This is a genomic window from Enterococcus sp. DIV1089c, assembly GCF_050530965.1.
Classification (GTDB): domain Bacteria; phylum Bacillota; class Bacilli; order Lactobacillales; family Enterococcaceae; genus Enterococcus_B; species Enterococcus_B hirae.
Genome location: NZ_CP172888.1, coordinates 155,039 through 181,577, shown reverse-complemented (window position 1 = coordinate 181,577; position 26,539 = coordinate 155,039). Strand labels below are relative to the sequence as shown.

26 protein-coding genes, 1 pseudogene and 1 riboswitch are annotated in these 26,539 nt (G+C 37.2%); of the genes and pseudogenes, 8 read left to right on the top strand and 19 right to left on the bottom strand.

Going from position 1 to position 26,539, the window contains the following annotated elements; genetic code table 11:
* Positions 1-3: 3 nt before the first annotated feature.
* The 7 genes from IGL30_RS00925 to IGL30_RS00895 form a co-directional block, all read right to left on the bottom strand.
* A complete protein-coding gene (locus IGL30_RS00925) occupies positions 4-468 on the bottom strand; it encodes a YaiI/YqxD family protein (protein ID WP_088745039.1) in 465 nt (154 codons plus the stop codon).
* A complete protein-coding gene (locus IGL30_RS00920) occupies positions 452-1,828 on the bottom strand; it encodes a hypothetical protein (protein WP_088745040.1) in 1,377 nt (458 codons plus the stop codon). Before IGL30_RS00920 ends, IGL30_RS00925 begins: the two co-directional genes overlap by 17 nt.
* Positions 1,829-2,257: 429 nt before the next feature.
* Positions 2,258-2,749, bottom strand: coding sequence for a GNAT family N-acetyltransferase (locus tag IGL30_RS00915; protein ID WP_123874915.1), 492 nt, complete (start codon positions 2,747-2,749; stop codon positions 2,258-2,260).
* Between the two features lie 23 nt (positions 2,750-2,772).
* Entirely contained in the window at positions 2,773-3,372 is a 600-nt protein-coding gene (locus tag IGL30_RS00910; RefSeq protein WP_088745042.1) for a TVP38/TMEM64 family protein, read from the bottom strand.
* Positions 3,373-3,516: 144 nt separating this feature from the next.
* The gene (udk, locus tag IGL30_RS00905; protein ID WP_010720341.1) at positions 3,517-4,146 is read right to left on the bottom strand and encodes a uridine kinase; all 630 of its coding nucleotides are present in this window, start codon (positions 4,144-4,146) and stop codon (positions 3,517-3,519) included.
* A gap of 83 nt (positions 4,147-4,229) precedes the next feature.
* On the bottom strand, positions 4,230-4,925 hold the full coding sequence (locus IGL30_RS00900) for a YjjG family noncanonical pyrimidine nucleotidase (protein ID WP_010720342.1): 696 nt from the start codon (positions 4,923-4,925) through the stop codon (positions 4,230-4,232).
* Positions 4,926-4,936: 11 nt separating this feature from the next.
* Positions 4,937-5,653 carry a 16S rRNA pseudouridine(516) synthase gene (locus tag IGL30_RS00895; RefSeq protein WP_088745043.1) on the bottom strand — a complete coding sequence of 239 codons (717 nt, stop codon included), beginning with the start codon at positions 5,651-5,653 and terminating at the stop codon, positions 4,937-4,939.
* Positions 5,654-5,980: 327 nt separating this feature from the next.
* Between IGL30_RS00895 and IGL30_RS00890 the strand changes: the two genes are divergently transcribed.
* From IGL30_RS00890 to IGL30_RS00880, 3 genes are all read left to right on the top strand, one after another.
* Positions 5,981-6,589: a 50S ribosomal protein L25/general stress protein Ctc gene (locus IGL30_RS00890; protein ID WP_010736853.1), complete on the top strand. Its 609-nt coding sequence runs from the start codon at positions 5,981-5,983 to the stop codon at positions 6,587-6,589.
* A gap of 215 nt (positions 6,590-6,804) precedes the next feature.
* Positions 6,805-7,128: a DUF960 domain-containing protein gene (locus IGL30_RS00885; protein ID WP_088745044.1), complete on the top strand. Its 324-nt coding sequence runs from the start codon at positions 6,805-6,807 to the stop codon at positions 7,126-7,128.
* Positions 7,129-7,396: 268 nt separating this feature from the next.
* Positions 7,397-8,782, top strand: a complete 1,386-nt coding sequence (locus IGL30_RS00880) for an MATE family efflux transporter (protein ID WP_430618423.1) — start codon at positions 7,397-7,399, stop codon at positions 8,780-8,782.
* Between the two features lie 122 nt (positions 8,783-8,904).
* Here IGL30_RS00880 and IGL30_RS00875 read toward each other — a convergent pair.
* Positions 8,905-9,762: pseudogene (locus IGL30_RS00875) on the bottom strand (DUF2382 domain-containing protein).
* Positions 9,763-10,098: 336 nt separating this feature from the next.
* The gene (locus IGL30_RS00870; RefSeq protein WP_123874912.1) at positions 10,099-11,424 is read right to left on the bottom strand and encodes a hemolysin family protein; all 1,326 of its coding nucleotides are present in this window, start codon (positions 11,422-11,424) and stop codon (positions 10,099-10,101) included.
* A gap of 603 nt (positions 11,425-12,027) precedes the next feature.
* On the opposite strand from IGL30_RS00870, the gene IGL30_RS00865 reads away from it, so the two are divergent.
* Both IGL30_RS00865 and IGL30_RS00860 read left to right on the top strand, forming a co-directional pair.
* Positions 12,028-12,741, top strand: coding sequence for a hypothetical protein (locus tag IGL30_RS00865; protein WP_161299240.1), 714 nt, complete (start codon positions 12,028-12,030; stop codon positions 12,739-12,741).
* Between the two features lie 19 nt (positions 12,742-12,760).
* Positions 12,761-13,030 (top strand): hypothetical protein, encoded by a 270-nt coding sequence (locus IGL30_RS00860; RefSeq protein WP_081128322.1) that lies wholly within the window; start codon positions 12,761-12,763, stop codon positions 13,028-13,030.
* Positions 13,031-13,100: 70 nt separating this feature from the next.
* Here IGL30_RS00860 and IGL30_RS00855 read toward each other — a convergent pair whose 3' ends face one another.
* The 4 genes from IGL30_RS00855 to rpsO form a co-directional block, all read right to left on the bottom strand.
* On the bottom strand, positions 13,101-15,095 hold the full coding sequence (locus IGL30_RS00855) for a KUP/HAK/KT family potassium transporter (protein ID WP_010736848.1): 1,995 nt from the start codon (positions 15,093-15,095) through the stop codon (positions 13,101-13,103).
* A gap of 126 nt (positions 15,096-15,221) precedes the next feature.
* Entirely contained in the window at positions 15,222-15,479 is a 258-nt protein-coding gene (locus IGL30_RS00850; RefSeq protein WP_010720351.1) for a GlsB/YeaQ/YmgE family stress response membrane protein, read from the bottom strand.
* Positions 15,480-15,713: 234 nt separating this feature from the next.
* Positions 15,714-17,837: a polyribonucleotide nucleotidyltransferase gene (gene pnp, locus IGL30_RS00845; RefSeq protein WP_063626433.1), complete on the bottom strand. Its 2,124-nt coding sequence runs from the start codon at positions 17,835-17,837 to the stop codon at positions 15,714-15,716.
* Between the two features lie 182 nt (positions 17,838-18,019).
* Positions 18,020-18,289 (bottom strand): 30S ribosomal protein S15, encoded by a 270-nt coding sequence (gene rpsO / locus IGL30_RS00840; RefSeq protein ID WP_010720353.1) that lies wholly within the window; start codon positions 18,287-18,289, stop codon positions 18,020-18,022.
* Positions 18,290-18,537: 248 nt separating this feature from the next.
* Between rpsO and def the strand changes: the two genes are divergently transcribed.
* The gene (def, locus tag IGL30_RS00835) at positions 18,538-19,101 is read left to right on the top strand and encodes a peptide deformylase (protein ID WP_010720354.1); all 564 of its coding nucleotides are present in this window, start codon (positions 18,538-18,540) and stop codon (positions 19,099-19,101) included.
* Positions 19,102-19,245: 144 nt separating this feature from the next.
* Here def and IGL30_RS00830 read toward each other — a convergent pair whose 3' ends face one another.
* The 6 genes from IGL30_RS00830 to IGL30_RS00805 all read right to left on the bottom strand — a co-directional run bounded on the left by IGL30_RS00830 (position 19,246) and on the right by IGL30_RS00805 (position 23,665).
* Complete coding sequence (locus IGL30_RS00830) at positions 19,246-20,322, bottom strand: hypothetical protein (RefSeq protein WP_249509787.1); 1,077 nt, start codon at positions 20,320-20,322, stop codon at positions 19,246-19,248.
* Between the two features lie 67 nt (positions 20,323-20,389).
* Positions 20,390-20,680, bottom strand: a complete 291-nt coding sequence (locus IGL30_RS00825; protein WP_375371601.1) for a hypothetical protein — start codon at positions 20,678-20,680, stop codon at positions 20,390-20,392.
* A gap of 341 nt (positions 20,681-21,021) precedes the next feature.
* Positions 21,022-21,327: a hypothetical protein gene (locus IGL30_RS00820; RefSeq protein WP_123874911.1), complete on the bottom strand. Its 306-nt coding sequence runs from the start codon at positions 21,325-21,327 to the stop codon at positions 21,022-21,024.
* Between the two features lie 257 nt (positions 21,328-21,584).
* Positions 21,585-22,106 carry a transcription repressor NadR gene (locus tag IGL30_RS00815; protein ID WP_088775184.1) on the bottom strand — a complete coding sequence of 174 codons (522 nt, stop codon included), beginning with the start codon at positions 22,104-22,106 and terminating at the stop codon, positions 21,585-21,587.
* On the bottom strand, positions 22,099-22,950 hold the full coding sequence (locus IGL30_RS00810) for a chorismate mutase (protein ID WP_081204151.1): 852 nt from the start codon (positions 22,948-22,950) through the stop codon (positions 22,099-22,101). The genes IGL30_RS00815 and IGL30_RS00810 overlap by 8 nt, the downstream gene beginning before the upstream one ends.
* The gene (locus IGL30_RS00805) at positions 22,940-23,665 is read right to left on the bottom strand and encodes an NAD-dependent protein deacylase (protein ID WP_010736844.1); all 726 of its coding nucleotides are present in this window, start codon (positions 23,663-23,665) and stop codon (positions 22,940-22,942) included. Before IGL30_RS00805 ends, IGL30_RS00810 begins: the two co-directional genes overlap by 11 nt.
* Positions 23,666-23,886: 221 nt before the next feature.
* Here IGL30_RS00805 and IGL30_RS00800 point away from each other — a divergent pair, with 221 nt between their 5' ends.
* Both IGL30_RS00800 and IGL30_RS00795 read left to right on the top strand, forming a co-directional pair.
* Complete coding sequence (locus tag IGL30_RS00800; RefSeq protein WP_010736843.1) at positions 23,887-24,189, top strand: hypothetical protein; 303 nt, start codon at positions 23,887-23,889, stop codon at positions 24,187-24,189.
* 325 nt (positions 24,190-24,514) lie between these two features.
* A riboswitch (Lysine riboswitch) is annotated at positions 24,515-24,689 on the top strand.
* Positions 24,690-24,938: 249 nt separating this feature from the next.
* Positions 24,939-26,534, top strand: a complete 1,596-nt coding sequence (locus tag IGL30_RS00795) for an ABC transporter permease subunit (protein WP_249509788.1) — start codon at positions 24,939-24,941, stop codon at positions 26,532-26,534.
* The last annotated feature ends 5 nt before the right edge of the window (positions 26,535-26,539 follow it).

The following is a 26,539-nucleotide window of genomic DNA, read 5'->3' as shown; positions in this document are numbered from 1 at the left end:
TCGCTACTCGTTGTTTGAAGATAACTTGACTTGTTCAAGTGCTTGAATTAATGCCTGTCTAAAGTTTTGATGATCTTGAGTGGTAAAAGGTTTAGGTCCTCTAGTCCGCAGACCTGCTTTGCGCAACCTTCCACTTTGGTAACGTTGTTCTAACAAGGAGTCAATCGTTGTTGCACTAAATTCTTTACCCGTTTGATGAAACACTCGTACCCTCTTTGGTAAAACTAAAGAAGCTAACCCATAATCTTGTGTGATTAGAATATCTCCTTTGCGAATCAATCCTACAATGCGGTAATCTGCGCTATCTGCGCCTTGATCAACGTACACAAAATGAACATACGCTGGATATTCTTTATGGGTGTAATGAGCCACGCTCGTCACGATCATGACTTCCACTTGATACAAACCAGCAATTTCAATTACATCTTCCTTAACCGGCGAACCATCTCCATCAATTAGTATTCGCATGATGCCGCACCTCTCGTTTCCATAATAGATAAACACCCAGCACACCAAGGAGTAACCAGCTGATGTTCCCCCACTTAGCGTATTCCATTAATTGCACACTGATCGTAGGAACTCTTAACTTGTCAGTCAACTGCAACAACACTGCAACAGGTAGTTCTAGCCAACGGGTAAGAACTAGTAACAGCCCCATCAAGAGAAACTGATGGACCACACTCCCTTTGTTTTGTGTCGTAAATTTAATGATGACTCGTTGATCCATGGGAATATCCGTATCAGTGTCATAGCACACACGATTTAACCAACCGCTGATCACAGCATGACAAAAACTTAAGAAAAACAATCCAATCACAAACGCAGTCGGGATCAATAAAATCAATAAAGAGAGAGATAGCCCGATCAACTGGACGATCACTGGAGGATAGGGGAAACTACGTAAGATACGATTACCAATCAGCTTAGCGACGACCATTCCAGCTATATAAGGTAGATACATATAAGTGGCTAAATGATCAAATCCATACAAAACTCCTACATAAAATGTACTAAACAAAAAGAGAAAGTTTCCCACCATTCCACTCAAAAAATTCATGAGATTGAGCCAACTTGGAAACTGCCAATTTTTTTTGCCTCTCCCTAAATAAAAAGCGGCTAAAACAAATAAAAAGAGAAAAACATAAATTGTAAGATCAAACAGTTCTGGCTCAACGAGCAATCGTGCATTTCGAAGCAAAAACAATAAGACAAAAAACACAATGAACAGCACAAATTCTTTCGTGACAAAAATCGTCGTTTTCATCTCTTTAAAATCCAATTCATACCTAGGATAATGGCTGATGGTGTGATAAGCCATGATATAAAACAATGTATACAGCCCTAACGTCACAACGATTTGGGTCGTACCTGACAACTCGATCGAGCGAAAAAGCAAAACCAATAATAGTAGCGCAAAGATATATTTTTTGCCTGTCATATTCGTAAAACCCTGTCGCTTTTCATGGTAATTAACAGTCACATTTGCTGGAAGTAGCCAAGCTGCACTAAATCCCAATAAAATACTAGACAAATAAAACAAGGGGAAATAGAGCACACCAAAGATCCCTAATAACGAACCCGCCCCTCCCATCAAAAGAGCAATCATCAGTAATGTATAACTATCTAGACCTAAACGAATACTGCGAATCAAAAACAATCCCGTCATACGGAAAGTATAAAATAAGGTAAACGGTAAAATCGAAGCCCAGTTAGCCCCATCGCTCAAATTCAGAAATAAAAGGTAAGGAATAAATATAACCGTATTAGCTAAAATAAAAGGTGTTGATTGCGTAAAATTACGACCAAATTGTTTGATTTTCTCGAACATAAAAAAACTCCTTAGCGAGTAATTACAAAACTTATTTTTCATTCATTCTAGCATTAATCATAAGTAGAAACCAATTTTAGCCAATACTATCAACTAAGAATTCCGACTTATAACGAGCGATAACCTATTGCGACAAGTCTTCTTGTCAGTAATAGTAACGCTCAAGCCAAAACAAACCACGAAAGATTGCCCATAAAAAATAGGACATTACCCAGAATCTCTTCTGACTAATGTCCTATCTTACTGGTACTTGAGTTTTTGTGAACTCAAGCAGACAAGCCCTTCTCCACAAAAGTCTTGCCCGACACCCTTGCATTCCGGCAAGTGATCACATCATGATCTTGTGTCTCCAAAATCAATTAGGCGCATCTGTAAACCAGAGGCCTTCTCGACCCGTCGCATGTCGTTACTTTAACACATATCCCAAAGTTATGCGAGTCTTTTTTTCATTTGATAATCGACCATTTGAAATCCTTGACCAATATCCGAGATCAGTTCACTAGCCATTTCAAAACCTTGATGAAGGTAAACGGCGATGGCTTGAGCATTGCCTTGATTGACACGTAGAAAAATCTCTTTGATTCCTTGTTCTCTAGCGATAGTTTCGTACCACTGAAAAAGAGCCGACGTTAATCCCTTCCCTCTGAATTGATTCATTAAGTATAACTTACTCAAATATATTTTGGATGCTATTACCTCATAGGCGGTATATCCGACCGTTTGCCCTTGCTCTTTTAAGAGAAAATACTGCACACCTTCCGCCACTTCTTTTTCAATCTGTTGTTTTGATTGATAGATAGCCAGCATATAGTCCACTTGTGCTTGCCCAATGATCGGAACAAATGCTTCTGGCCAAACTTCCTTGATCACTGATACCAACTCGTCAATTTCAGTTGAGGTTACCTTGACTTTTTCTAACATTCTTTTTCTTTCCTCTCTTACTGCTAAAAATTTCCTTGTGCTTTCTGGAACAGATACAACATAATCAAACTATACGCACCGACAGACCAAGGTTTCAATAATAGGACAATTTGGATATATTCCTTAAAAGATATTTTAGTTAACCCTGCGACCAGACAAACCAAGTCATCAGGCGCAAAAGGAATCAACATGGTCAAACACAGTACTTTTTTGATATCCTTCGTTTTCTGTGTCAGTAATTGGTCGAATCTTTGGTACTTTTTGGGCGATAAAATAAGTTGTACAAAACTAACGCCATAATAACGAACCAATAAAAAACCAATGGCTTCACCGATAATCAATCCAATACAGCTATAAAGTAATCCCCAGCCATTTCCAAACATCAACAAGCCTGCCACTGAAGAAATTCCTCCAGGTAGTATTGGGATGATCACTTGAATGATCTGCAGGAGAATAAAAATCACTACTGCATACTCCCCAAATTGTTGGATGAAGCGTTGCAAAGAAGTGGTTGATCGAAAGATCCCATGTTGATAAGCATAAATGATTAACACCAAAAAGAACAATAAGCCAATAATCGGGATTATTCGGATATATTTATGTAAATGATTGTGATTGTTCATTTTCAGTCTCTCCACCTTTTAGCGCTACTTTTCATTAAGAATCGTTGCAAAAGTAAACGTTTCACTTGATAAATAAGTCGAAGAATCGAAAATAGCTTCTCCTATTTTCATGATTCTTCGACTTATCCTATTGGTTTCTTTGTTTTATTTATGATCCAAAAAACTAGCAACTTTCGTCGTAATCAAATCGATCGCTACGTGATTTTCGCCACCTTCTGGCACGATGATATCGGCGTAACGCTTAGTTGGTTCGATGAATTGATGATACATCGGTTTAACCACAGTCAAATATTGTTCGATCACGGAATCCAACGTTCTGCCACGTTCTTCCATATCTCGTTTGATTCTGCGGATGATACGGATATCATCGTCTGTATCTACATATACTTTGATATCCATCAAGTCACGTAGATTTTCATCTTCTAGAATCAAAATGCCTTCTAATATAATTACTTCTTTAGGCTCTTGGATGATTGTTGCTTGACTTCTTGTATGTGCAACATAATCATAAACTGGTTTTTCAATGGCGTTATAGTTCAGTAGTTCTTTCACGTGCTGAATCAGCAGATCATTATCAAAGGCAAAGGGATGATCATAATTCGTATTCAATCGTTCTTCAAAGCTCAAATGGCTTTGATCTTTATAATAAGAATCTTGTTCAAGCATCATGATGGAATGGTCTGGGAAATTATTGAAAATGGCACGACTTACGCTTGTTTTACCGCTTCCTGATCCACCCGTCACACCAATGATAATTGGCTTGCTTTTTGTCATTGACTAAAACCTCTTTCATATCCGTTTTTACATTCTTATCTATTATAGCGAAAATACACGAAAATGCTATATTTTTCTGAAAATTAATGCTTCTCGATTTCCAAAAGAGGATAAAGTTCTGCTAACGAATCAATCCGATAAGTCGGTACGATTTCTGGAATTTCCGGCAACCGATTTTTGTTAAACCAAATCGTATCAATTCCTGCCAAGTTCCCTCCTTTAATATCTGAGGTCAATGAATCGCCAATAATAACTGTTTTTTCTTTTTCAAATTGAGGAATCTGTGAAAAGACATGATCAAAAAATTCTTTCATTGGTTTTTGGGCGCCCACATCTTCTGAAACAAAAATTTTTTTGAAATAGCCCAACATTTTCGCATCAGTCAAACGTTGATATTGCGTTTTCGATACCCCGTTTGTCACAATATAAAGATCCGCTTGTGAAGATAACGTCTGAAGCAGTTCATGACTTCCCTCAATCAAATCATGCCCCTGATTCAAGTAATGTCTGTATCTTTTCTCCATAGCTAAACTATCAACTGTTTTACCAAATTGTTGAAATAGTAGTCCAAAACGACTCCCGGTAACCTCTTCTCTCGTCATATTCCCTTTTTCAAATTCACGCCATAAGTGATGATTTAATGCCTTATAACTTGTTTTCACTTCTGGTGTCAATTCAATTCCTTGCTCTGCAAATAATTCATTTAATGCTTTTGCTTCTGTCATCTGAAAATCAAGTAACGTATCGTCTACATCGAATAATAAAGTATGATAATTCATTTTTTTCTCTCCTATTTAAAATATATTTTCAATTGCTTTAATTCGGTTAATGTCAGTGAACGATAGGCACCTTCAGCAAGTTGTTCATCTAACTGCAAAGGTCCCATCATTAGTCGCTTTAGCTTTGTCACTTTTTTACCACGTGCAAGGAACATCTTTTTTACCTGATGAAATTTTCCTTCTTGTATCGTTACTCGTACTCGACTGCTGTTTTTGGATGTTTCCATGATTGTTAATTGTGCAGGTAAACAACGATAGCCACCCTCAAAAACAATTCCTGCTTGAAAAGCTTCGATATCTGAAGCTGTCACTTGTTCATTGATCTGCGCCTCATAAGTTTTGAAGACTTTTTTATCAGGCAGCAACATTTCATATCCCAACTGACCATTTGATGTCAGTAATAGTAGTCCTGTGGTATCACGATCCAAGCGTCCGACAGGATAGAGCGGCTTCGTTCGATCCGCTGAAGCAATCAAGTCTAGCACGGTCATTTTTGTTTGGTCTTTAACTGCAGTCACAGCACCACTCGGTTTATTCAATAAGTAATAGACTTCGTTTGTCGTTAAACGCTTACCTGAGACTTCGATCTCATGAATCAAACTATCCACATTTCGGTTTTGGCAAAATTCGACACAACCATCAATTTTCACTTGTTTTGATGCAAATAAACGCTTCATCTCTTTTCGAGTCGTTTGTAAAGTTTCTTCAATTAATTTATCTAAACGCATGGTGCTTTCCTTTCTTAGCCTAACAAGCATTATAACCCGAAAGAGAGTAGATGCAAATAAGAAAGCCATTGTTATTCCTTGACTTAAATTCAGATTCGCGCTACGGTTAAAGAGTAAAGTGAATTGGATTTCTCATACACAGCGTAATGACCTGGTGGAGAAAAGTTGAATCCTGACTTTCTAAAGGTAGATGCGCGCATCTACCTTTTTGCGTTTTTTAAGCGTCCTAGCCAATAATGTGCACGAGAATAGCCGTCGAAAGTTCACTTAAATAAAATCTGTTGGTCTACGTTGCCGACAGTCACATTTTAAGGAGGAATTTTGGTTATGTCAGTATCATTAGAAGTAAGTAAGAGAGAAGTACGTCCCCGTTCATTGAGAAATAAATTGCGTCATGAAGGTAAAGTTCCAGCTATTGTTTATGGGTACAATGTTGAAAGTACTCCGATTGCTATTGATGGACAAATATTCAGTAAATTATTACGTGAAAATGGCGCAAATACAGTAATCACAATGACGATTGATGGAAAAAAAGTCAACACGTTGGTTCATAAAGTCCAAACGAATACCTTTACCAACCATTTTGAACATGTGGAATTTCTATCTGTGAACATGTCAGAAGAAACTGAAGTCGAAACTGAAATCGTTCTTGTTGGCGAAGCTGCAGGTGTGAAAGCTGGTGGTGTCTTAGCACAAAACCTTTACACTGTGATCGTCTCTGCTACACCAAGCAACTTACCAGAACGTATCGAAGTTGATGTAACAAACCTAAATCTAGGCGATGCAATCACAGTAGCCGATCTACCTGAAAACAACGATTATAAAGTCGTTTCTGATGGTGAAGAACAAATTGCTGCAGTAGCAGCTCCAACTGAGGAAGCTGAAACTACTGATGAAGAAAGCGAACCAGAAGTTATTGGTTCAACGGAAGAATAACAAGTGACTTGTTCGTGTCAAAAGCGTTGGCAACCTTCGCTTTTGGCACGTTTTTTTCTCTCCTTAAAAAAAACTTATACTTTGAAAAAAAGTATACGATTTTTGTTGCATTTTTAAAAAAAGTCTATTAGAATGAACCATCGTTACAGTAAATCGTTTATCCTAAATGAAGAAATAAAACATGTCTATTCGATAAAACGAAGGAGGTTAAACAGATGTTTGAAAGTTTTGGCAGTAGTCGTAACCGGTATGCCTCTGTAGGTGTTGTATCAAGTTTACCAGATGAACTGATTGATAGTATCTGGTTTATTATTGACCTAGACCTTAAGGGAGTCATCCCCTTAGATAATATGTTAGCCTTTGATTTAATCGACAATAATGGAAAAGTAACTATGCATTTTTCGCAAGCTGGTAGTGATGTTGAGATGGGAATCGATTTACCGTTTCACTATTCATCAAGTTTCCCAAGCCAAGTATATGCTTATGATGATGGTACTAGAGAAACCATTCTTTTACCCAGCGAGATAAGACAGTATTAAGGTTCACAACCATTCGTTGTCCCTTTTGATTTGTACGCCCAGGCCAAGTAGTTGATCCTTTGAATTTATTCTTTGCGTTTCATTCTTTGAATTTATTCAGCGATTCAATTCTTGGCTTGTTTTATGATGCACATCATTGAAAATATCTTTGAAAATGAATCTGCAATACATTGAAAGTTATCAAAATTATTTCATTTTTACCTAGTAATCTCAGGATAAACACTATATACTACTAACTAAATTTTATAGACAATAAGGAGTTTAAAAAATGCGCGATTTAACAAAAGGAAGTCCAGCTAAACTAATCTTAATGTTCACCGTTCCTTTACTTATTGGTAATGTCTTTCAGCAATTTTACAACATGGTCGACATGATCATCGTTGGTCAAACATTAGGGAAAAATGCGCTGGCTGCTGTTGGTGCAACCGGAAGCTTGACCTTTTTAATCCTTGGCTTCGCTCAAGGTCTTACTGCTGGATTAGCGATCATTACAGCTCAGCGTTATGGTGCAAAAGATTATCGTGGTCTTAAGAAAAGTTTTGCTGCAAGTGTTGTTATCAGTTTGGTTGTCACTATTGCATTAACCGTCCTTAGTTTAGTATTTATTCGTCCGATGCTGCAATTGATGCAAACGCCCGTTGAGATTATTGACCAAGCACAAACGTTCATTTCAATCATCTTACTAGGGATTTTCGCATCTATGAGTTTTAACTTGCTTTCAAATGTTATTCGCGCGCTTGGAGATAGCCGGACACCACTTTTCTTTTTGATTATTGCAGTGGTTGTCAACGTTGTGCTTGATTTGATTTTCATCATTTCTTTTGGAATGGGTGTCGAAGGCGCAGCAATTGCAACGGTCATCGCCCAAGTTTGCTCAAGCCTACTATGTTTAGTTTATATCAAGAAAAAAATTCCTTTGTTGCAATTACGTAAAAAAGATTTTCACTTTGATAAAGAAGAAATTCGTGTTCATTTAAACGCTGCTCTTCCAATGGCTTTTCAATCATCCATCATCGCCATTGGCGCCATTGTCCTTCAAGCTGCGTTGAACAGTTTAGGAACAGATGTCGTAGCCGCTCAAGCAGCAGCCAGCAGAATTGACCAATTTGCTAATCAACCAATGATGTCCTTTGGGATTGCTATTGCAACATTTACTGCTCAAAATTATGGTGCAAAAGAATATGGTCGAATTTTAAAAGGTGTTAAGCAAACACTTATGATTAGTATTGGCTTTAGTGTTGTTGCAGGTGCGATCGTGATTTTCTTCGGTCATTCACTTATGCAGTTGTTTGTTTCACCGACAGAGACTCGTGTCTTTGAATTAGCTCAAACTTACTTCAACATCAATGGTTCCTTATATTGGATCTTAGCGATTTTATTTATCTTACGTTACACACTACAAGGACTTGGCCAAAGTAAGATTCCAACACTCGCAGGAATGATGGAATTAGTCATGCGTTCATTTGCAGCAATCATTTTAACTGGTTTACTTGGTTATACGGGTGCTGCAGCTGCTTCACCACTTGCTTGGGCAGGATCTGTCGCTGTTCTACTATACTCTTACTTGCGTTCAATGAAACAACTTAAATCTTTCGAGAATGAACAACAATACGCTATGGATGATCCTGAAATCCAGTACAATAGTATCCAATAAAAGAAAAAAAGACATTTCTCTCATCGATCAGATAAGCAGAAATGTCTTTTTTATTAGCAATTTACATGATGTTCCGTTCAAAAAACGAAGGAGTCTGGTTAGATGATTTTAGCGATCAATTATTATATATGATCATTTTTACGAGTATTTTCATCCGTATCTTCTACTCGAACATCTCCTTTTGTATCAATATCCAACTCTTCACGACTTACTTCTTCCGTCACTTGTTTCATATCTTCATGCTCTTTTTTGTGAATACCTACCTCTTCACGTACTACAGTATGTTTATTGACATCAATTTGTTCTTCTTTAAGAGGAATTGTAATCGTTTCGTCTTCCAAAGAATCATCTGAAATATTATCGCTTGCTTCAGCATTTACTGGTTTTCTTTCGATAACGATTTCTTCACGCTTTACAGGGACTTCCACTGTTTTAGTATCATTAACAACGTGTTTATGGATATCAACTTCCCCAGTTGTCACGTCATGGGTATTGACATCTAACTGTTCTTCTTTGAGTTGAATATTTTCATTATTTGTATTTAGTGTATCCGTTGGATCGGGCATATTTTGAGTCCGATCGTTTTCAACAACTGCTTCATTTGGCGCTTTGTAATCTTTAACCGTAATCACTATTTTCCCAGCGGCAGTATCCTCTTTGTATGAATACAATGGATCATCGTTAACAGAATCATCCGCTTTTTCTGTATACGAATCTTCCTCATAGGTGTTAGAAGTGAACGTATCTTTGATCCGTTCCCATAGCGAGCGTTCTTCATGCGTGCCTTCAACCTCATCCACATTCGTTTCTACATCAATTCCTGATAAACCAGAAAAACCAAAATTTTGAGCAGCATCTTTTGTCATATAGATAATGATATCGTCTCGATCGTATCCTTCATCACGCAATTATTCGATCACTGATAAAGCTTCTTCCCTCGTACTGTAACTACCAATAACTGTTAGATTTCTTTCATTCATGTGAATCCCTCCTGTTAATAGTATGTCTGTATTTAGTGATTCCGCTTACAGGTCTATTCTATCGGATATTTTTTTTTAGAACAAATATATGGTTTACAAAGTAAAAAAGATGCCAATCCATTCAGCTAAGTCGAATGGATTGGCATCAGTTCTATCGTTTAAAATCTTATGATCAAGAGATCCGTCCACCAAAATGAGTAGGAAGCTTCCGACTAAGGGACAAAAAGAAAGTATAAACATCGGTTTATTCGTTTTTGGTAGTGGTTAGAATGTTTTGTCTTACTTCTCTCATTTTTTTTGATCGTGAAATGTAGGATTTTGTTTATCCCAGATTCTTCATTCTGTTTTATTCGAATCGATACTGTTTTCTGCTATTTCTTGTTTTTTGATTTTAAAATAGTCCACATGCGTATGGTTATATTCTAACACCGTAAATTGAAAAGAATCAATTTGGATCACTGTACCTGTCTTGATGTTTTTTTCATGGTTCGACATAAATCCAGATAGTGTGATAAAAGTAGACTCTTCAAATTCAGGGATCGTAACGTGGAAATAACGACCAAAATCATCTAACGTCAATTTTCCTGAAACAATATAGCTCCCATCTGCTTGTTTCGCTATCAATGCTTCATCCAAATCCGTTTCATCCCGAATTTCCCCTACGATTTCTTCTAAAATATCTTCAATCGTCACTAAACCACTCGTTCCCCCGTATTCATCTTTTAAAATAGCAATATGTTTTCCTTTTTTACGCATGATCGTCAACAGTTTTTTGATGGGAATCATTTCCGAAGTAACGATTGGTTCTTCCACCAACTCATCCACTGTTAATTGATCGTCTTTAAACGACTGCTTAATCAAATCTGGTAAAGTAACATAACCAAGGACGTGATCCTTTGACCCAGAAATAACGGGGTAGCGGGTATGACCTCTTTGAATAGAAGCTTGAATCGCATCTTTCACTGTCTCACCAGCTTCAAAAACCTGCATAGAGGTTCGATCCACTTGGATATCTTTTGCCAACGTATCATCAAATTCAAAGACATTTTCTAAATAATAGTACTCTTCTTTCGTCAACTCTCCTTTTTCATAAGAATTCATAGCCACTAACGTCAATTCTTCTTGAGATAATGTCTCTTCTCCTTCTGAAACTAATTTCACACCTAATACTTTTCCTAAAGCCGCAGCAGAATGATTCAATACCCAAATAAAAGGAAACATTGCTTTATAAAAATAATGCAACGGACGTACAACAAATAAGACCACTTGCTCTGTATTCACGATACTATAACTTTTAGGTAAAAGTTCTCCGATCACCACATCGATATATGTCACTAAGATAAACCCTAACGCGACAGAAATCGTTCCGCTCAATGCTGAGCTAAACGGCAATCGACCGATCCAAGGCTCTAGTAACGCCGTCACTGAGCCTTCGCCAACCCAACCAATGATCAACCCAGTCAAGGTAATTCCTAATTGACTAGCCGACAAGTAGTTATCTAAATGATGCGTGACATGTAATGCTAATTTGGCATTCTTTACATTTTCTCTTTCTAATTGTTCTAAGCGTGAACGTCTGATTTTAACTAATGCAAATTCACTAGCTACAAAAAAAGAAGTCACCGCAATCATCAAAAATAATATGGCAAAATTAAGTACCATAACTTCCCACCTCTCTTCTCTCCCCTATTGTACCTCTTTTCGAAAAATAATTTAAATCAACGATCCACGATCACATCGGAGGTTGAGACAAAAGTGTTTAGCATCAAGAAATAAGAAGAAATTTCCGAAAATTGACAAGAAACACAAATACTTGTTTTTGATGTTGATTGTTACCTACTCGGTGCTTCTCAAATTTTTGGTAAATTCCGGCTTATTTCCGAAGATGCTGCTTTTGTCTCACCGTGAACAAGAGGTCGTGAAAAGAGTGTTTTGACCTGAGCGTTAAGGATGGAAATCTCGAAACAGCTCCCCATGTTTTGAGATTTTTTGACTTATCGCCGAAGGTCAGCTCTTTGAACACCGTTTATTCGTTTTCAGAGATACTAGAAGAGACTGAGACAAGTTTTGTCCCAGTCTCATCTTGAACAACAAAACTCTTTTAACTTAGCAAGCTTTGTCAAGCTTTTATCCAAAACTAAAATTTCATATAGCCGAAAAAAGAAGACTCTTTGTCTGATCGATTCCTTTACAATAGTTCTAGTAAAAAAATCAAAAGGAGATTATCTTATGCCCCTTAGTCAAGTTTTGAAAGAACACAAGTTAATGAAAGTATCAGAAAATAGTATTCACTTGTGGAATCGAATGTTGAAAATTCACGGCTTAAGCCAAACCTTAGCCTATTTAACTACATTTAATTATGAAACTGAAAGTATCAAAAATATTATAAACAACCTTCATTTGCCAGCAGGAACAGATAAAGAACAGATTGAAACCTTGTTAAATGTTCTGGGCAAAACGGTGGTGGAATCAGGTTTTTCATCTGATCAGGAGTTACTAACCACAATTGACCAGTGGAACGCAATGCTTAAACTAAACGGTGCTGATGAAACCTTCGCTTTTCTAGCTACCTGTAACTATAATGATTCAATGATCAAATTTATCATAGCGAATCTTTACTTACCAGAAACGATAAATCCAGTCATTGAATCAGATAAAATCATTACGGCAGAGCGATCAACTATCACTTCAGATTTTCAATCCAACCAAGAACTACTAAATACGATTGACCAGTGGAACACGAGGTGTAAAGAACGTGGCCCAAACGAATGCTTAGCATCTTTGTCTAAATTAAACTATAAAGCCAGAAGTATTAAATTTATTATGGCTAACCTCCAGTTACCAAAAACAATGGACCGATTAGCCAACACACAAAAAATAGTTGAAGCAAACAAAATGAATATAATATCGAATTTCAATCAAAAAATAAAAATAATCGCAAAAAAAAAAAACGTTACACAGCCTAAACCACATCATTAATAACCTTGAATTACCAAAGTTGGATGCTGAAATACTAAGAAAAAAAATCATTCTAAAAACTCAAAAAGTAATCGAAATTGGTGTTAAAAAACACCTCGCTAAGATGAATTTCGCATATAAAAAGACGCAAACCCAAGTTTACATAAAGCAAATGCAACAAGAACCAAATGAAATTGGCATCTACCTAGGAAAATCTCACCTAAAAGATTTAAAAAGAAAAGCAATCAATAGTATTTCAAATAAACATCTAAGCGAGCCTAAAAAAGCTAAACTCTCTTTGCAACGCTAAATAGCCCAAAAACAATGGGAGAAACATTCCAAGAAATGTCTCTCCCATTGAATACTTTATTCGCTAAAGTTTAATTTTTCCGTTCTTTTAACCACGTTTTTCTTGTTACACCAATTAGTAACGGTACTGTTTCATGCTTTACTTCACTATACTCTAAACCAAACCAAGTTTCTGGCGTGGTCGCAATTTTTTTAATTGCAAGTTTTGCTTGCATGATTTGTCGTTCCCATTTGCTGAGAGTCGTCACATTTGAGATCACTTCATCAATCAAGATAAATTGGAAATCACCGACTTCTCTTCCCGGAGTTAACGAGTAAGTCTGCGGTTGTTTTGGTAATCTTCCTTGTTTCATCAAATCATGAATGATTTGACGAACATAGACATTGATTTCTTGTTGTACTCTGAATCCTAAGAAGAGATTCACTTGTACGACAAAATCAGTATCCATCATATCGATTTGGTATTCTTTCGTATAAGGTTCATCCGTCACTTCCACATGTACGAACCAATATACACGTGCTCTTTTTGGTCGTTTGTCCAGAATCGAGTAGACAAATTGTCTACCAACTTTTCCTTCGGCCATATCTGGTACTAAGAACACCACATTAGTTTGATAAAGTGGCAATGAGTGATCATCTCTTAATTCCGCTAATTGTGGAATGTAATCTTTTAATGCCACATCTTCCGCAGCAGACTCACGGATGATATTTCCTTGTTCCCAAATAAACATGACAGCTAAAATAATGATCGCCATCAACACCGCAACAAATCCTCCGTGGAAAAACTTCACGATACTTGAGATGAAAAAGATGATCTCGATCGCACCAAAAAAGAAAGACACAATCCAGGCGAACCATTTGGAATAGTTGCTTTGGATCAAATAGAAATAAAGAAGTACCGTCGTCATCAACATCGTGACAGTAATTGAAAGTCCATAGGCTGCTTCCATATGATGTGATGTTCGGAAAGTAACCACGATCAACGAACAAGCCAACCATAAAATCAAATTAACCGCGGGAATATACATCTGACCGATACTGTTTCCTGGATACATGATTTTCAAGCGTGGTAAGAGTTTTAACTTAATCGCCTCTGATACCAATGTAAATGATCCAGTAATCAAAGCCTGTGAAGCAATGACCGCAGCGATCGTAGCAAACCCAACGCCAATAATCAACCAACCTTTAGGTAACATTTGGAAAAATGGATTGAGATTATTGATTTGTTGCACCTCTTGATTTTGATAAATATTCAGTAACCAAGCCGCTTGTCCGAAGTAATTCAATACTAAGCAAAGTTTAACGTAAGGCCAACTTAAACGGATATTTAATTTCCCCACATGCCCCAAGTCAGAATACAATGCTTCCGCCCCTGTCGTAGCCAGAAAGATGTTTCCTAAAATAAAGAGACCTAATCGATTGTCTGGACTAAAAAGTAGGCGAATCGCGTAGTAGGGGTTCAACGCTCGGATCACCGTCCAGTCTTGGCTGAAATTTATTAAACCCATCACACCTAAAAAAGTAAACCATAAAAACATGATCGGGCCAAACGCTTTTCCTACTATCTCGGTACCGAATCGTTGAACCATAAATAATACGAAAATGATGACTAATGTAATAATGACAATAATATTTTGATTGTTACCGAATCGATCAAAAAATTGTGGGATACCTCTTAACCCCTCGATTGCTGTCGTGACAGTCACCGCTGGGGTCAATACTCCATCAGCAAGTAAAGCAGCTCCACCGATCATTGCCGGAACGATCAAGTATTTGCTCCCTTTCCTGACCAGTGTATATAAAGAAAAAATCCCACCTTCACCGTGGTTATCTGCATTTAACGCAATCACCACATACTTGATTGTGGTAAGTAATGTTAGTGTCCAAAAAATCAATGACACCGAACCAAGGACAAATTCAGGATTGATACCTCGTAGTCCTCCGTTATCTTCTACGATGGCCTTCATTACATATAGTGGACTCGTTCCAATATCTCCGTAAACTACGCCCATCGCAACTAATAGACCAGCCATTGAAATTTTTTTAGTGTTGTGTTTTGTTGTCAATTGTCCCCCTCTTTTCTACTTTCGTTCACTATCGTATTTTCTTCACAAATCATTGATCTTTTATTTCATGTGATTTACTTAACTAGAGACCCCTACGAAGTGTCAAATCATTATACAAGATTTCATTTAGTAATGTCGACGGATATAGTCTGCTAAAAATGAATACACACCGAGACAAAAAAGAGCTCCTAGCAATGAAGGGATGAGGTAGAATCCTTTGATCGAGGGACCTAATTCACCAAGAACAAATTCTCCTAACCAGCTTCCTAAAAAACCGATCACTACATTTCCAGTGACACCGCCAGGTACATCCTCATTTAAGATCAATCCAGCGAACAGACCTAAAACGCCACCAACGATCAAAGTCAGAAAAAAATAAAGCATCTCGTTCCCTCCTTAAAAAATATACCTTTATTTTACGTTATTTTGAAAATTAGACCAAAGATTATGAATAGCTTTTATCCAAGTAAACTTTCCATAGGGATTTTAGCTATAAAAAGAAGGAGTAAGACATTGTCTCACTCCTTCTTTTTCAATGTAGCAAAAACAAGTATTTTTCACTGGCGTAGGCATTTCACCCTTCAGATTACTCTTTTTGCTATTTTATCGCTTAAACGATTATTTTGTTTCTTTTTCAGAACCATCTTCTGTTAACATCGCTTTTCTAGAAAGATTTACGCGACCTTGTTTGTCAATCTCAGTTACTTTGACAAGGACTTCATCACCCAATTTGACTACATCTTCTACTTTATTGACACGGTCATTTGAAAGTTGAGAGATGTGAACCAATCCGTCTTTTCCTTTGATCAAGTTAACGAAAGCACCAAATTTTTCAATACGAACTACTTTTCCTAGATAAACCTCACCGACTTTTACTTCTTTGGTTAAGTCTTCAATGATCTTGATTGCTTTTTGGATCATTTCTTTATCAGATGAAGCAATACTTACTTTACCATCTTGATCGATATCGATTTTCACACCAGTTTCTTCAATGATACCATTGATTGTGTCGCCACCTTTACCGATCACATCTTTGATCTTCGCAGGGTCGATTTGGATCATTTCGATTTTCGGTGCATATGGGCTTAATTCTTCACGAGGTGCTGCAATCGTTGAAGTCAATTCTTCTAAGATTTCCATACGTGCTTGTTTTGCTTGGGCTAGCGCTTCTTTTAGGATTTGTTCCGTAATCCCTTGGATCTTAATATCCATTTGTAGAGCAGTTATCCCGTCTTTAGTTCCAGCCACTTTAAAGTCCATATCTCCCAGATGATCTTCTAATCCTTGGATATCTGTTAAAATCGTATAGTTTTCGCCATCTGAAACAAGTCCCATTGCAATCCCTGCAACTGGTGCTTTGATTGGTACACCGGCATCCATCAATGCTAATGTCCCAGCACAGATACTTGCTTGTGAAGAAGAACCATTCGATTCTAAAACTTCTGCCACTAAACGGATTGTATAAGGAAAATCTTCTTCTGAAGGAATCACTTGTGCTAGTGCACGTTCACCTAAAGCACCATGTCCGATTTCACGACGACCAGGTGATCCCGCACGCCCTGTTGAACCAACAGAAAATTGTGGGAAGTTGTAATGGTGGATAAATCGTTTGCTAACTTCTACTCCCAGTCCATCAATAATTTGGTGTTCACCTAGTGGCGCAAGGGTACAAGCAGATAATGCTTGAGTTTGTCCTCGAGTAAACAAACCTGAACCATGCACCCGTGGCAACAAGCTTACTTCTGAAGCTAGTGGACGGATTTCGTCCAATTTACGCCCATCAGGACGGATCTTGTCGATCGTGATCAATTCACGAACTACATCTTTTTCTAAGTCCTCAGTAATTTGTTTTACTTCTTTTAGTAATTGATCTTCCTCTTCATGCCCGATAAATTTTTCGGCATAAGCTTCACGAATATCGATTTTTACTTGTTCGATATTGTCTTCACGAGCTAGTTTTTCTTCTGTCATAACAGCCGTTTTCATCGTTGCATAAGAAGCATCAAAGATTTCTTTTTTCAAATCTGCATCTACTTGTAACAAAGAAACTTCCATTTTCTCTTTGCCGACAGCTTGGACGATTTCTTCTTGGAAAGCAACTAATTCTTTGATTGCATCAAAACCAAATAGTAATGCTCCAAGCATATCTTCTTCAGAAACTTCTTTCGCACCACTTTCAACCATGTTGATTGCTTGTTTTGTACCTGCAACACTTAGTTCAATATCTGTTTGTTCCGCTTGTTCAACTGTTGGATTCAAGACATATTCGCCATTCACACGGCCGACTTCGACACCAGCAATTGGTCCATCAAATGGAATATCTGAAATTGATAATGCTAAAGAAGAACCTAGCATTGCAGCCATCGCAGGTGAACAATCTGTTTCAACACTCATCACGATGTTGGTTACTTGAACTTCGTTACGGAAGCCATCCGCAAACATTGGGCGGATCGGACGGTCGATCAAGCGAGCCGTTAAAGTTGCTTCTGTACTTGGACGACCTTCACGCTTGATAAATCCTCCAGGAATTTTACCGGCAGCATACATCTTTTCTTCATAGTTGATCGTCAACGGGAAGAAGTCAGTATCTTTTGCTTCTTTTGAAGCAACTGCCGCACTTAAAACTACAGTATCTCCATAGCGAACTAAAACTGCTCCGTTCGCTTGTTTTGCTAATTGACCGACTTCGATTTGTAAGGGACGGCCTCCCCATGTCGTTTTGAATATTTGTTTTTCTGACATAATTACTCCTTTTCTTTCTCGTGAAAGCAAGACGCTACTAAACAAATGAAAACCGCCAAACGTCGCTTATCCAGCTTTCATTTGGTTAGTAGGAGTCTATCATGCTTTTTTCGAGAATGGTTGTATTAGGTATTACAGTAAAAAAAGTGAGATTCATTTGAACCCCACTCTTTTTGTCAAAATTAACGGCGTAGACCTAAGCGTTTGATCAATTCGCGGTAACGTTGTACATCAGTCTTACGTAGGTAAGCTAACAAGTTACGACGGTGACCAACTTTTTTCATTAGGCCACGGTATGAATGATGATCTTTTTTATGCATACGTGCATGTTCATTCAAGTGGTTGATTTCTTCCGTTAATACAGCGATTTGTACTTCTGGAGAACCAGTATCCCCTTCATGGCGTGCATAGTCTTTGATGATTTCATTTTTACGTTCTTTTGAAATTGCCATTTCTTTCACCTCTTTCGATTATTCCCCTGTGACTGAGTAAAACGTTGGTGATTCGCTTAACCAAGTAACAGGCGATATGCCTTACGCATACAGCTATACTTTACCTGAATCTACGGGAGAAATCAAGTGAAGAATCATTAAGAAAATTTAGTTTTTAAACAAACTTTCTCCTACTTTTTAAATTTTATGTTAAACTATAATGCGAAAATAGACGTATAACTGTCTAAAAAGAAAGGGGTACATATTCCATGATCACAATGGATAATATCATCCGTGAAGGAAATCCTACTTTGCGGGAAGTAGCTGAAGAAGTTGCTCTCCCATTAAGCAAAGAAAATATCGACCTAGGAAAAGAAATGCTCGAATTCCTGAAAAATAGCCAAGATCCAATCAAAGCGGAAGAATTAAACTTACGTGGAGGGGTTGGTTTAGCTGCTCCTCAACTAGATATTTCTAAACGCATCATTGCTGTACACGTGCCAAGCCCTGATCCAGAAGTAACAGAACCCACGCTAAGTACGGTAATGTATAATCCAAAAATCCTTAGTCACTCAGTTCAAGATGCTTGCCTTGGCGAAGGAGAAGGCTGTTTATCTGTTGACCGAGAAGTACCTGGCTACGTAGTCCGCCACGCTAAGATCACGGTTTCTTATACAGATATGAATGGCGAGAAACATAAAATCCGCTTGAAAAATTATGAGGCAATCGTTGTCCAACACGAAATTGATCATATCAACGGCGTGATGTTCTACGACCATATCAACGAAAAGAATCCATTTGCCCTTAAAGAAGGCGTATTGGTGATTGAATAAAAATGATTGAAAGTTGTATTTCAATCTAAATGACTCGTAAGAAATTGAACTAAAAAGCAACATCTTCGGAAATCGCTACTCATTTTTTCGAAGATGTTGCTTTTTGACGTGGGGAGCCCCACTCCTTTTTTATATTACTAAGAATCAGCGATGTGTTCGTTGTCCATTAAACTGGTTTCTGTCTTTACTATGTCTATTTTCTCCCAACTTTTCTTCTTGTCGTTCAAGTTTACCTCCCGCTCTAGTTGTGCCTTCTACTATCTTTTTCTGCCCTAGATTCTCTGGAGATGGGCTTAACGTCAGATTCTTTTCCAACTCCAATAGGTCTATCTTGTTTGTTTTTGCCCAACGTTTTATTTCACCAATCATTTCCATCCATTTGTCTAACTGTTGTTCTCCGTTCTGTTGCGCATAGCATTGATTCTCTCGCTGAGCACGAAGTTGCTGAGTCAAGATTTTTAATTGATCTTTGCGTTCTCCTATTAGCTCATCTTTTTGCATTAATTGATTTTTAGTAATTTCTGTCTCTAATTCAGAATTTGATACTTTTAATTTATTGATCCCAACTTTAATTTTTTCAATTTGACCTTCTATTTTTTTTAATACATGTACTATTTCTGGAGTAGTTTTGCATTTTATATTTTCAATTATTGTTTCTGCTTCAGATCGTAACGCAAGATCTTTCTCGCATCTTTTTCTAGCCATCAAATTAAAGAGCGTGGCATTATTACTCGGCAATTGTTTTATTTTATCCTCAACTGTATTTTTATCATATAGATCAGGTTGTATCAGAACAGCCTGCGACTTGTATATTTCCACCACGAAACTTTTCCACTTCTCTAATTCTTTTTTTGCAGAATCTAGGTCCCGCCAGTCAAATTCAGAAGAGTTTAATTCGATTTCTTGTAGTTTTGTTTGTATTTTAACTATTCGTTCTGCCACTGCTCTTAAAAATGCATTTATTTCTGAAACAGGTCGCTTATTCACCTCATCTTGTAATTTATCTGCTTGTGCTCTAAATTCTAGATCCTCTTGACAAATGGTAAGGTTCTTTGTTAAGAGAGCCTTTCTACGCCCACTTCTATCGAAATCCGATCCCCAGTTTTCATCGAACCAACTGATCGTTTGTTCAACGGTGCTTTGTTCGTATAAAAAGGGGAATTCTATTATATTTCTTTTCCGCTTTTCCAACATTTCAATACTCTTTAATTCAGATAGCAACTTTATTGTACCCCTTCCAAAAACTAGCTTGTTGTTCCAGTACTTTATCTCCAGAATTCTTTGTCTTTCATTCGATGATTCGCTGTTCTGCTATATTTGCATATTCAGCAAGCTTTTCTTTCGATAGATAACTAATATCTTTCTGTGCATAAATTTTCATAGACAAGCGTTGAGATTGTTCTTTTATTAGCTTAGATTGAGCATCCTCCGATTTATTTAGGAGGCTTATTTCAGTCTGATTTTTATTTGAACATGCATTGAATGTTGCTATTCGTAAGTTAGCTTGCTTTAAATTTACGCTAATTTCATCATCCAAAAAGAGAATCACGTTTCCAAACTGATAGATCCATCCTATCATGCGCTTCAACTCCTATATTTTATTTATGTCACGAATGCTTCTGTAAGAAGTAGTATCAAAAAACAAATTCAGCTACAAAACTTCCTATTGTCCCATTTTACTTAGAAAATGAAACTAGTTTCTTCCTTCTTTTTCCCAAAAATAAAATAACTGGTACGATTCGTAAATGGATAAATCATACCAGTTATTTATTATTTAATGTTCTTATATATTCAGCCCAGGCAACTCTTTTCCTCGCTAAGCCGTTCTTTGTTTCATTAGTTTCAAGTACGTAAACTCTTGTACTACAATATTATTCTCTTAGTGTAACGATCTTGGATTGACTATTCCACTTGTTTTGTTTAACTCGTTGAATTTGTTACTAATTTCCTCAATATTCTGATTCTGATTTTTTTACAGAGGCTAATGAAGCTTTGTTTTGCTGCTAATTCTTGTTCTAATCTTTGTTCTAATTTTTGTTCTAATTTTTGTTCTACTTCTTGAATTCCCCATTGTAAAGTGAAAATTTCTTCTATTTTTTGCTGGATAAAAGGCATATTGGAATTTACTTCTTTTTGGTCTTTCACTTCTGCGTTTTCTTGGATGTTTGCTGTGACTTTAGCCTTTTCACCATTTCCTTGTACTGTTTTGCTAGTGAATTTATCCATTTGGTTTAACTCCTTTACTTTAGTATGTATTAAAAACATCTATTGCTAAACTTGGTTCCCACTATTTTTTTATTATGTAGAAGAATAGTGCTTGAATTATTCATATTCCGTATTATTGTAATTTATAAATAAAATAGTCGAACGCTTATTTTTTCAAAAAAATAAAATAACTGGTACGATTCATAAATGGACAAATCATACCAGTTATTCACTATTTAATGTTCTTATATATTCATCCCAGACTACTCTGCTCTTCATTAGCCTTCATAGAGAATTCCTGCTTTTATCAACTGTTGCTTAATCGTTCTCAACACATTAGTATCTGGATAACGGATGGTATGCAGATGAATCCCATCGGTCAGCTCAGATAACAACGTAGCATTACTTTTTTTATAGCGTTTCATAAACAATTCAATTTCTTGAGTTGTTTGGATATGAAGCATGCCTGTCAACTCACCATATAAGGGATGTTCTACAATGACATCTAAAACTTCGCCACCAGCTTCAACGATCAAGCGCAACTCTTCTTCTGTTTGCTCACGACCATGTTGGACAGCAATCTTGCTCACTAAGCCGTTCTGTGTTTCATTGGTTTCAAGAACGTAACCTCTTACCGTTGCAATAATAGTCGCACCTGATGCTCTCAACAACGCAATATCTCCGACAATGATTTGACGGCTCACTTGAAAACGTGAAGCGAATTTGCTGGCACTGACCGGTTTTTCTTCATTTGCCAGGGTATGCAGAATCTCTTTGCGCCGTGCTTCTCCATCAATCATCCACTTTCTCCCCATTCAATTCATTTTGATAATCACGAGAATGTTTCATAAGATCGATATATGTCGCTGTGATCGTTTCTTTATATTTCGTATTTTCTAACCGACTAGCGATTTTTTCTAATACTTCTTGCTCCCTTTTTTCGTCATAGACTGCTTTTTTCGATGCTTGTTTGGTTTCGCCAATTTTCGTTACCGTGTCCATACGTTTTTCTAGTAATTTGACGATTTGTTGATCAATCTGATCGATTGTTTGACGTAAGTCTTCAAGTTTTTCTGGTTGTTGATCTTCTAATATTTTTTTGATTACTCGAGCAGGATTACCTGCAATCACTACATTATCAGGAAAAGATTTAGTTACAACAGAACCCGCTCCAACTACGACATTGTTTCCTAACGTAACACCTGGCGTAACGATCACACCACCACCAAGCCAGACATTATGACCAATTTTGATTGGTTTCGCATATTCTAAGCCACTATTTCTTTTCACTGGATGAAGTGGATGAGTGGCTGTATAAAGTTGAACATTTGGCGCAAACATGCAATTGTCGCCGATTTCGATCGTACTTACATCTAAAAATGTACAGTTGTAGTTCGCATAGAAGTTTTCACCTACACGAATATTGTAACCATAATCAAAATTGATCGTTGGCTCCATGTAGATTTTTTCTCCCGTTTTTCCAAAGGTTTCTTTTAGTAATTGAGAACGTAGCTCTGCTGTTTCTGCTTGGTTGATGATCGTACTTTGGCTTCTTGCGTATTGACGATCCGCTACCAATTCCGGATCATTAGCAAAATATAATTCGCCAGCAATCATTTTTTCTTTTTCTGTTCTAATGGTCATAATTTGCTCCTTTTGATAATTTTTCAAATACTATAGCACCGTCCGTTTGCAGAAAATCATATTCTTGGTCTAACTGGATTGGCTCTTGGTTGATTACTAAGATTTGAGACTTCGTATTACGAAATTGGATTAAGTCACAAAACGGGTGTACTTGAAAACTCGTTCCGACGATGACGATCAACTCTGCTTGTTGAACAGCCGATGTTGCTCGCTCTATGACTTCATCATTAAATCCCTCCCCATACAACACGATATCTGGTCGAATTTGTCCCCCACATGTTGCATGTTGATCTGTTTGTAAATAGGTTTCCCAAGAAACGGTGTTCCCACATTTCCTACAATAGCAATGATAAAGATTTCCGTGAAAATTCACAAGTTTTGGACTTCCCGCTTTTTCATGTAATCCATCGATATTTTGGGAAACTACCCAAACTTGCTTTTTTGAGGCTAACTTTGCCATTTCTAAGTGAATAATATTTGGTCTTGCTGTTGGATGATAGATTTTTTTCACAAATGAATAAAATTTTTGTGGCTCATTGTTCATTGCTTCATGACTTAGAAGGTATTCGGGTTGTTCCAATCCATGATAGATTCCTTTTAACGATCGATAGTCGGGAATACCAGAAGGCGTTGATACCCCAGCGCCAGTTAGGAAAGTGATTTTTGAACTAGTGGCTATTGTTGCTACCGCTTCTTCAACGGTTACTTTTTTCATTTCCTTTCACCTCTCTCTTATTATACATCTATCTTTCGTTTATTGATTGATCGTACTTTTTATTCAAACGATTTCATTTTTTGAGAAACATCTCACAATATAGACTGACAAACCAATGAAAACGTGCTACAATACTGCTAGATTCTTCGGTATGATCATCACTATTGCTATCTAATAGTACGATAAACCAAGCATATAGAACAAAAGTGAGGTGAGTTGGTATGGTACCATCCATTATTTACTGGGGCGTGATTTTAGCTTGTATCGCCTGGTTAGCATTAAGTATTTATTTTTCAATTTTTTACCTTGCTCGTAAAGAAAATGGAAATCTTTGGGCATTTGCATTTTTCAATGTACTTGCTGCGATCGTTTTAGCGATTACCTTAGTTATTTTCCGAACATGGGGTTGGGGAATCACTCAATATTCAAGTCTGATTTATCTAATATTGGCTATTTATGGCGTAACGATTATTCTTCAAGCAATCTTAGGTCGTGAAAAAAAAGTAGTTAGTAAAACAGCATAATATACAGAAAGTCAGGATCGAAAATGATTGATTGGGTCAGCTATTGCTAAGCAGCTCATCTTTTCGACTGCTTTATTTTATATAATAAGTAGGAATTAGGACACTTAAATAGATTCGTGTCCTAATTTTTATTTATTTAATGAATAATTATTCTTTTACAACTCTCGCTCTTTTTGAATATCATTTTTCTTATTTTTTGTATAATTATAGAAATTTTCTATAGCTATCAATACTTCACAAGAAAACTTCTGTTATAGATTGACAAAGTGCTTTGTCTATCGTAAACTATTTTTTGTATAAATAACTGAATACGAGATACCTCAATCAATGAGGTAGAGGTCGCGAGAATCATTAACCCTGTGGAGTGAAGCAAACACTGTGAAGCAGGACTAGGGAAGATCGCCGAAATGTACTCTTCTTTGCTTGAAGTTTACGTTGGGACACAAGTTAAGAGCTTGTGGACTGTCTTAGCAGTGATGCTAAGTTGCGCTATGTTTTGTGAGAGGTTTATCACTTTTGTGAAATGTTAGCGACCCTTTTATATTCTTGAAGAGGTCGTTTTTTATTTCTCCTGATAAGCTACTGCAACGCATTTGTTTAACCGCTCGTAAAAAAATTATGCGTAAACAGTTAATTTGATAAGTACGTCTATCTGACAGTAAAATTAAGTTAGCTGAAGCGGAACTTCGCCCGTTTCATTCCTGATGAAATCGTCGAGCCGTATGTGTAAAAAGAAAAGGAGAAAGATTATGAAAAAAAGTTTAGTTACACTTACCCTATTGATGGCATTTATTTTTTCATTCTTCCCTGTAGGAAGTTTCGTGAATGCCGATGAGAAAACACCAACAGATGAGTTCCGTGTAGGTATGGAAGCGGGGTATGCCCCTTTCAACTGGTCACAGCAAACAGATGCCAACAACGCTGTACCGATCCAAGGTCAAAAAAGCTATGCTGGTGGTTATGATGTCCAAATTGCCAAAAAAGTTGCGGATGGATTAGGGAAAAAATTAGTCATCATGCAAACCAAATGGGATGGATTAGCCCCTGCGTTACAATCTGGCAAAATCGATGCGATCATTGCTGGGATGAGCCCCACAGCAGAACGTAAAAAAGAAATTGATTTTACCGATCCTTATTATGAATCACAACTTGTTGTAGTCGTCAAAAAAGATAGTAAATATGCCAATGCAAAAAGTTTGGCGGATCTATCAAATGCTAAGATTACTGCTCAATTGAATACTTTCCATTATAATGTCATCGATCAAATTCCTGATGTGCAAAAGCAACAAGCAATGGATAACTTCTCTGCGATGCGTACCGCTCTTGCTTCAGGTATGATTGATGGTTATGTCAGCGAACGACCTGAAGGGGTAACAGCAACTAGCGTCAATAAAGATTTAAAAATGTTAGAATTTACTGGTCAGAATGGTTTTCAAACAAATCCTGAAGATGTCCAAATCGCTATTGGAATGCGTAAAGGTGACCCAGATATCCAAAAAGTTAACCAAATTCTTAGCGGTATCTCTCAAAAAGAACGTACAGAAATTATGGATCAAGCAATCAAAGATCAACCCGCTTCAACAAATACAGAGGGAGAAAAAGCTGGCTTGTTCACTGATTTCAAAACGATTTGGGATCAATATGGGAATATGTTCCTTCGTGGTGCAGGACTTACGTTATTTATTGCATTGATTGGGACAGTTATTGGAACTACCTTAGGCTTGTTGATCGGTGTTTTCCGTTCTATTCCTGAGTCTGACAATGCCGTGACACGTTTCTTCCAAAAGTTAGCAAATTTACTACTATCGATTTATATTGAAATATTCCGTGGAACACCAATGATGGTTCAAGCTATGGTCGTCTTTTACGGATTAGCATTAGCCTTTGGAATCTCCCTTGATCGTACAATTGCTGCCTTATTCATTGTATCGATCAATACTGGTGCTTATATGACTGAAATCGTCCGTGGTGGTATTTTCGCTGTCGATGAAGGACAATTTGAAGCAGCGCAAGCAATTGGTATGACACATGGACAAACAATGCGAAAAGTAGTTGTTCCTCAGGTCTTACGTAACATCTTACCTGCGACCGGGAATGAATTTGTTATCAATATCAAAGATACAGCAGTCTTAAGTGTTATTGGTGTAGCTGATCTATTCTTCCAAGGGAACTCTGCTGCAGGAGCAAACTTCCAATTCTTCCAAACATTTACAATCGTAGGTATCATTTACTTGGTTATGACCTTTACGATTACCAGAATCTTGCGTGTAGTGGAGAAAAAAATCGATGGTCCTTCAGCCTATACAAAAATTGAAGAAGTTGACAACGCCAACTTGCAGGAATAAGGAGG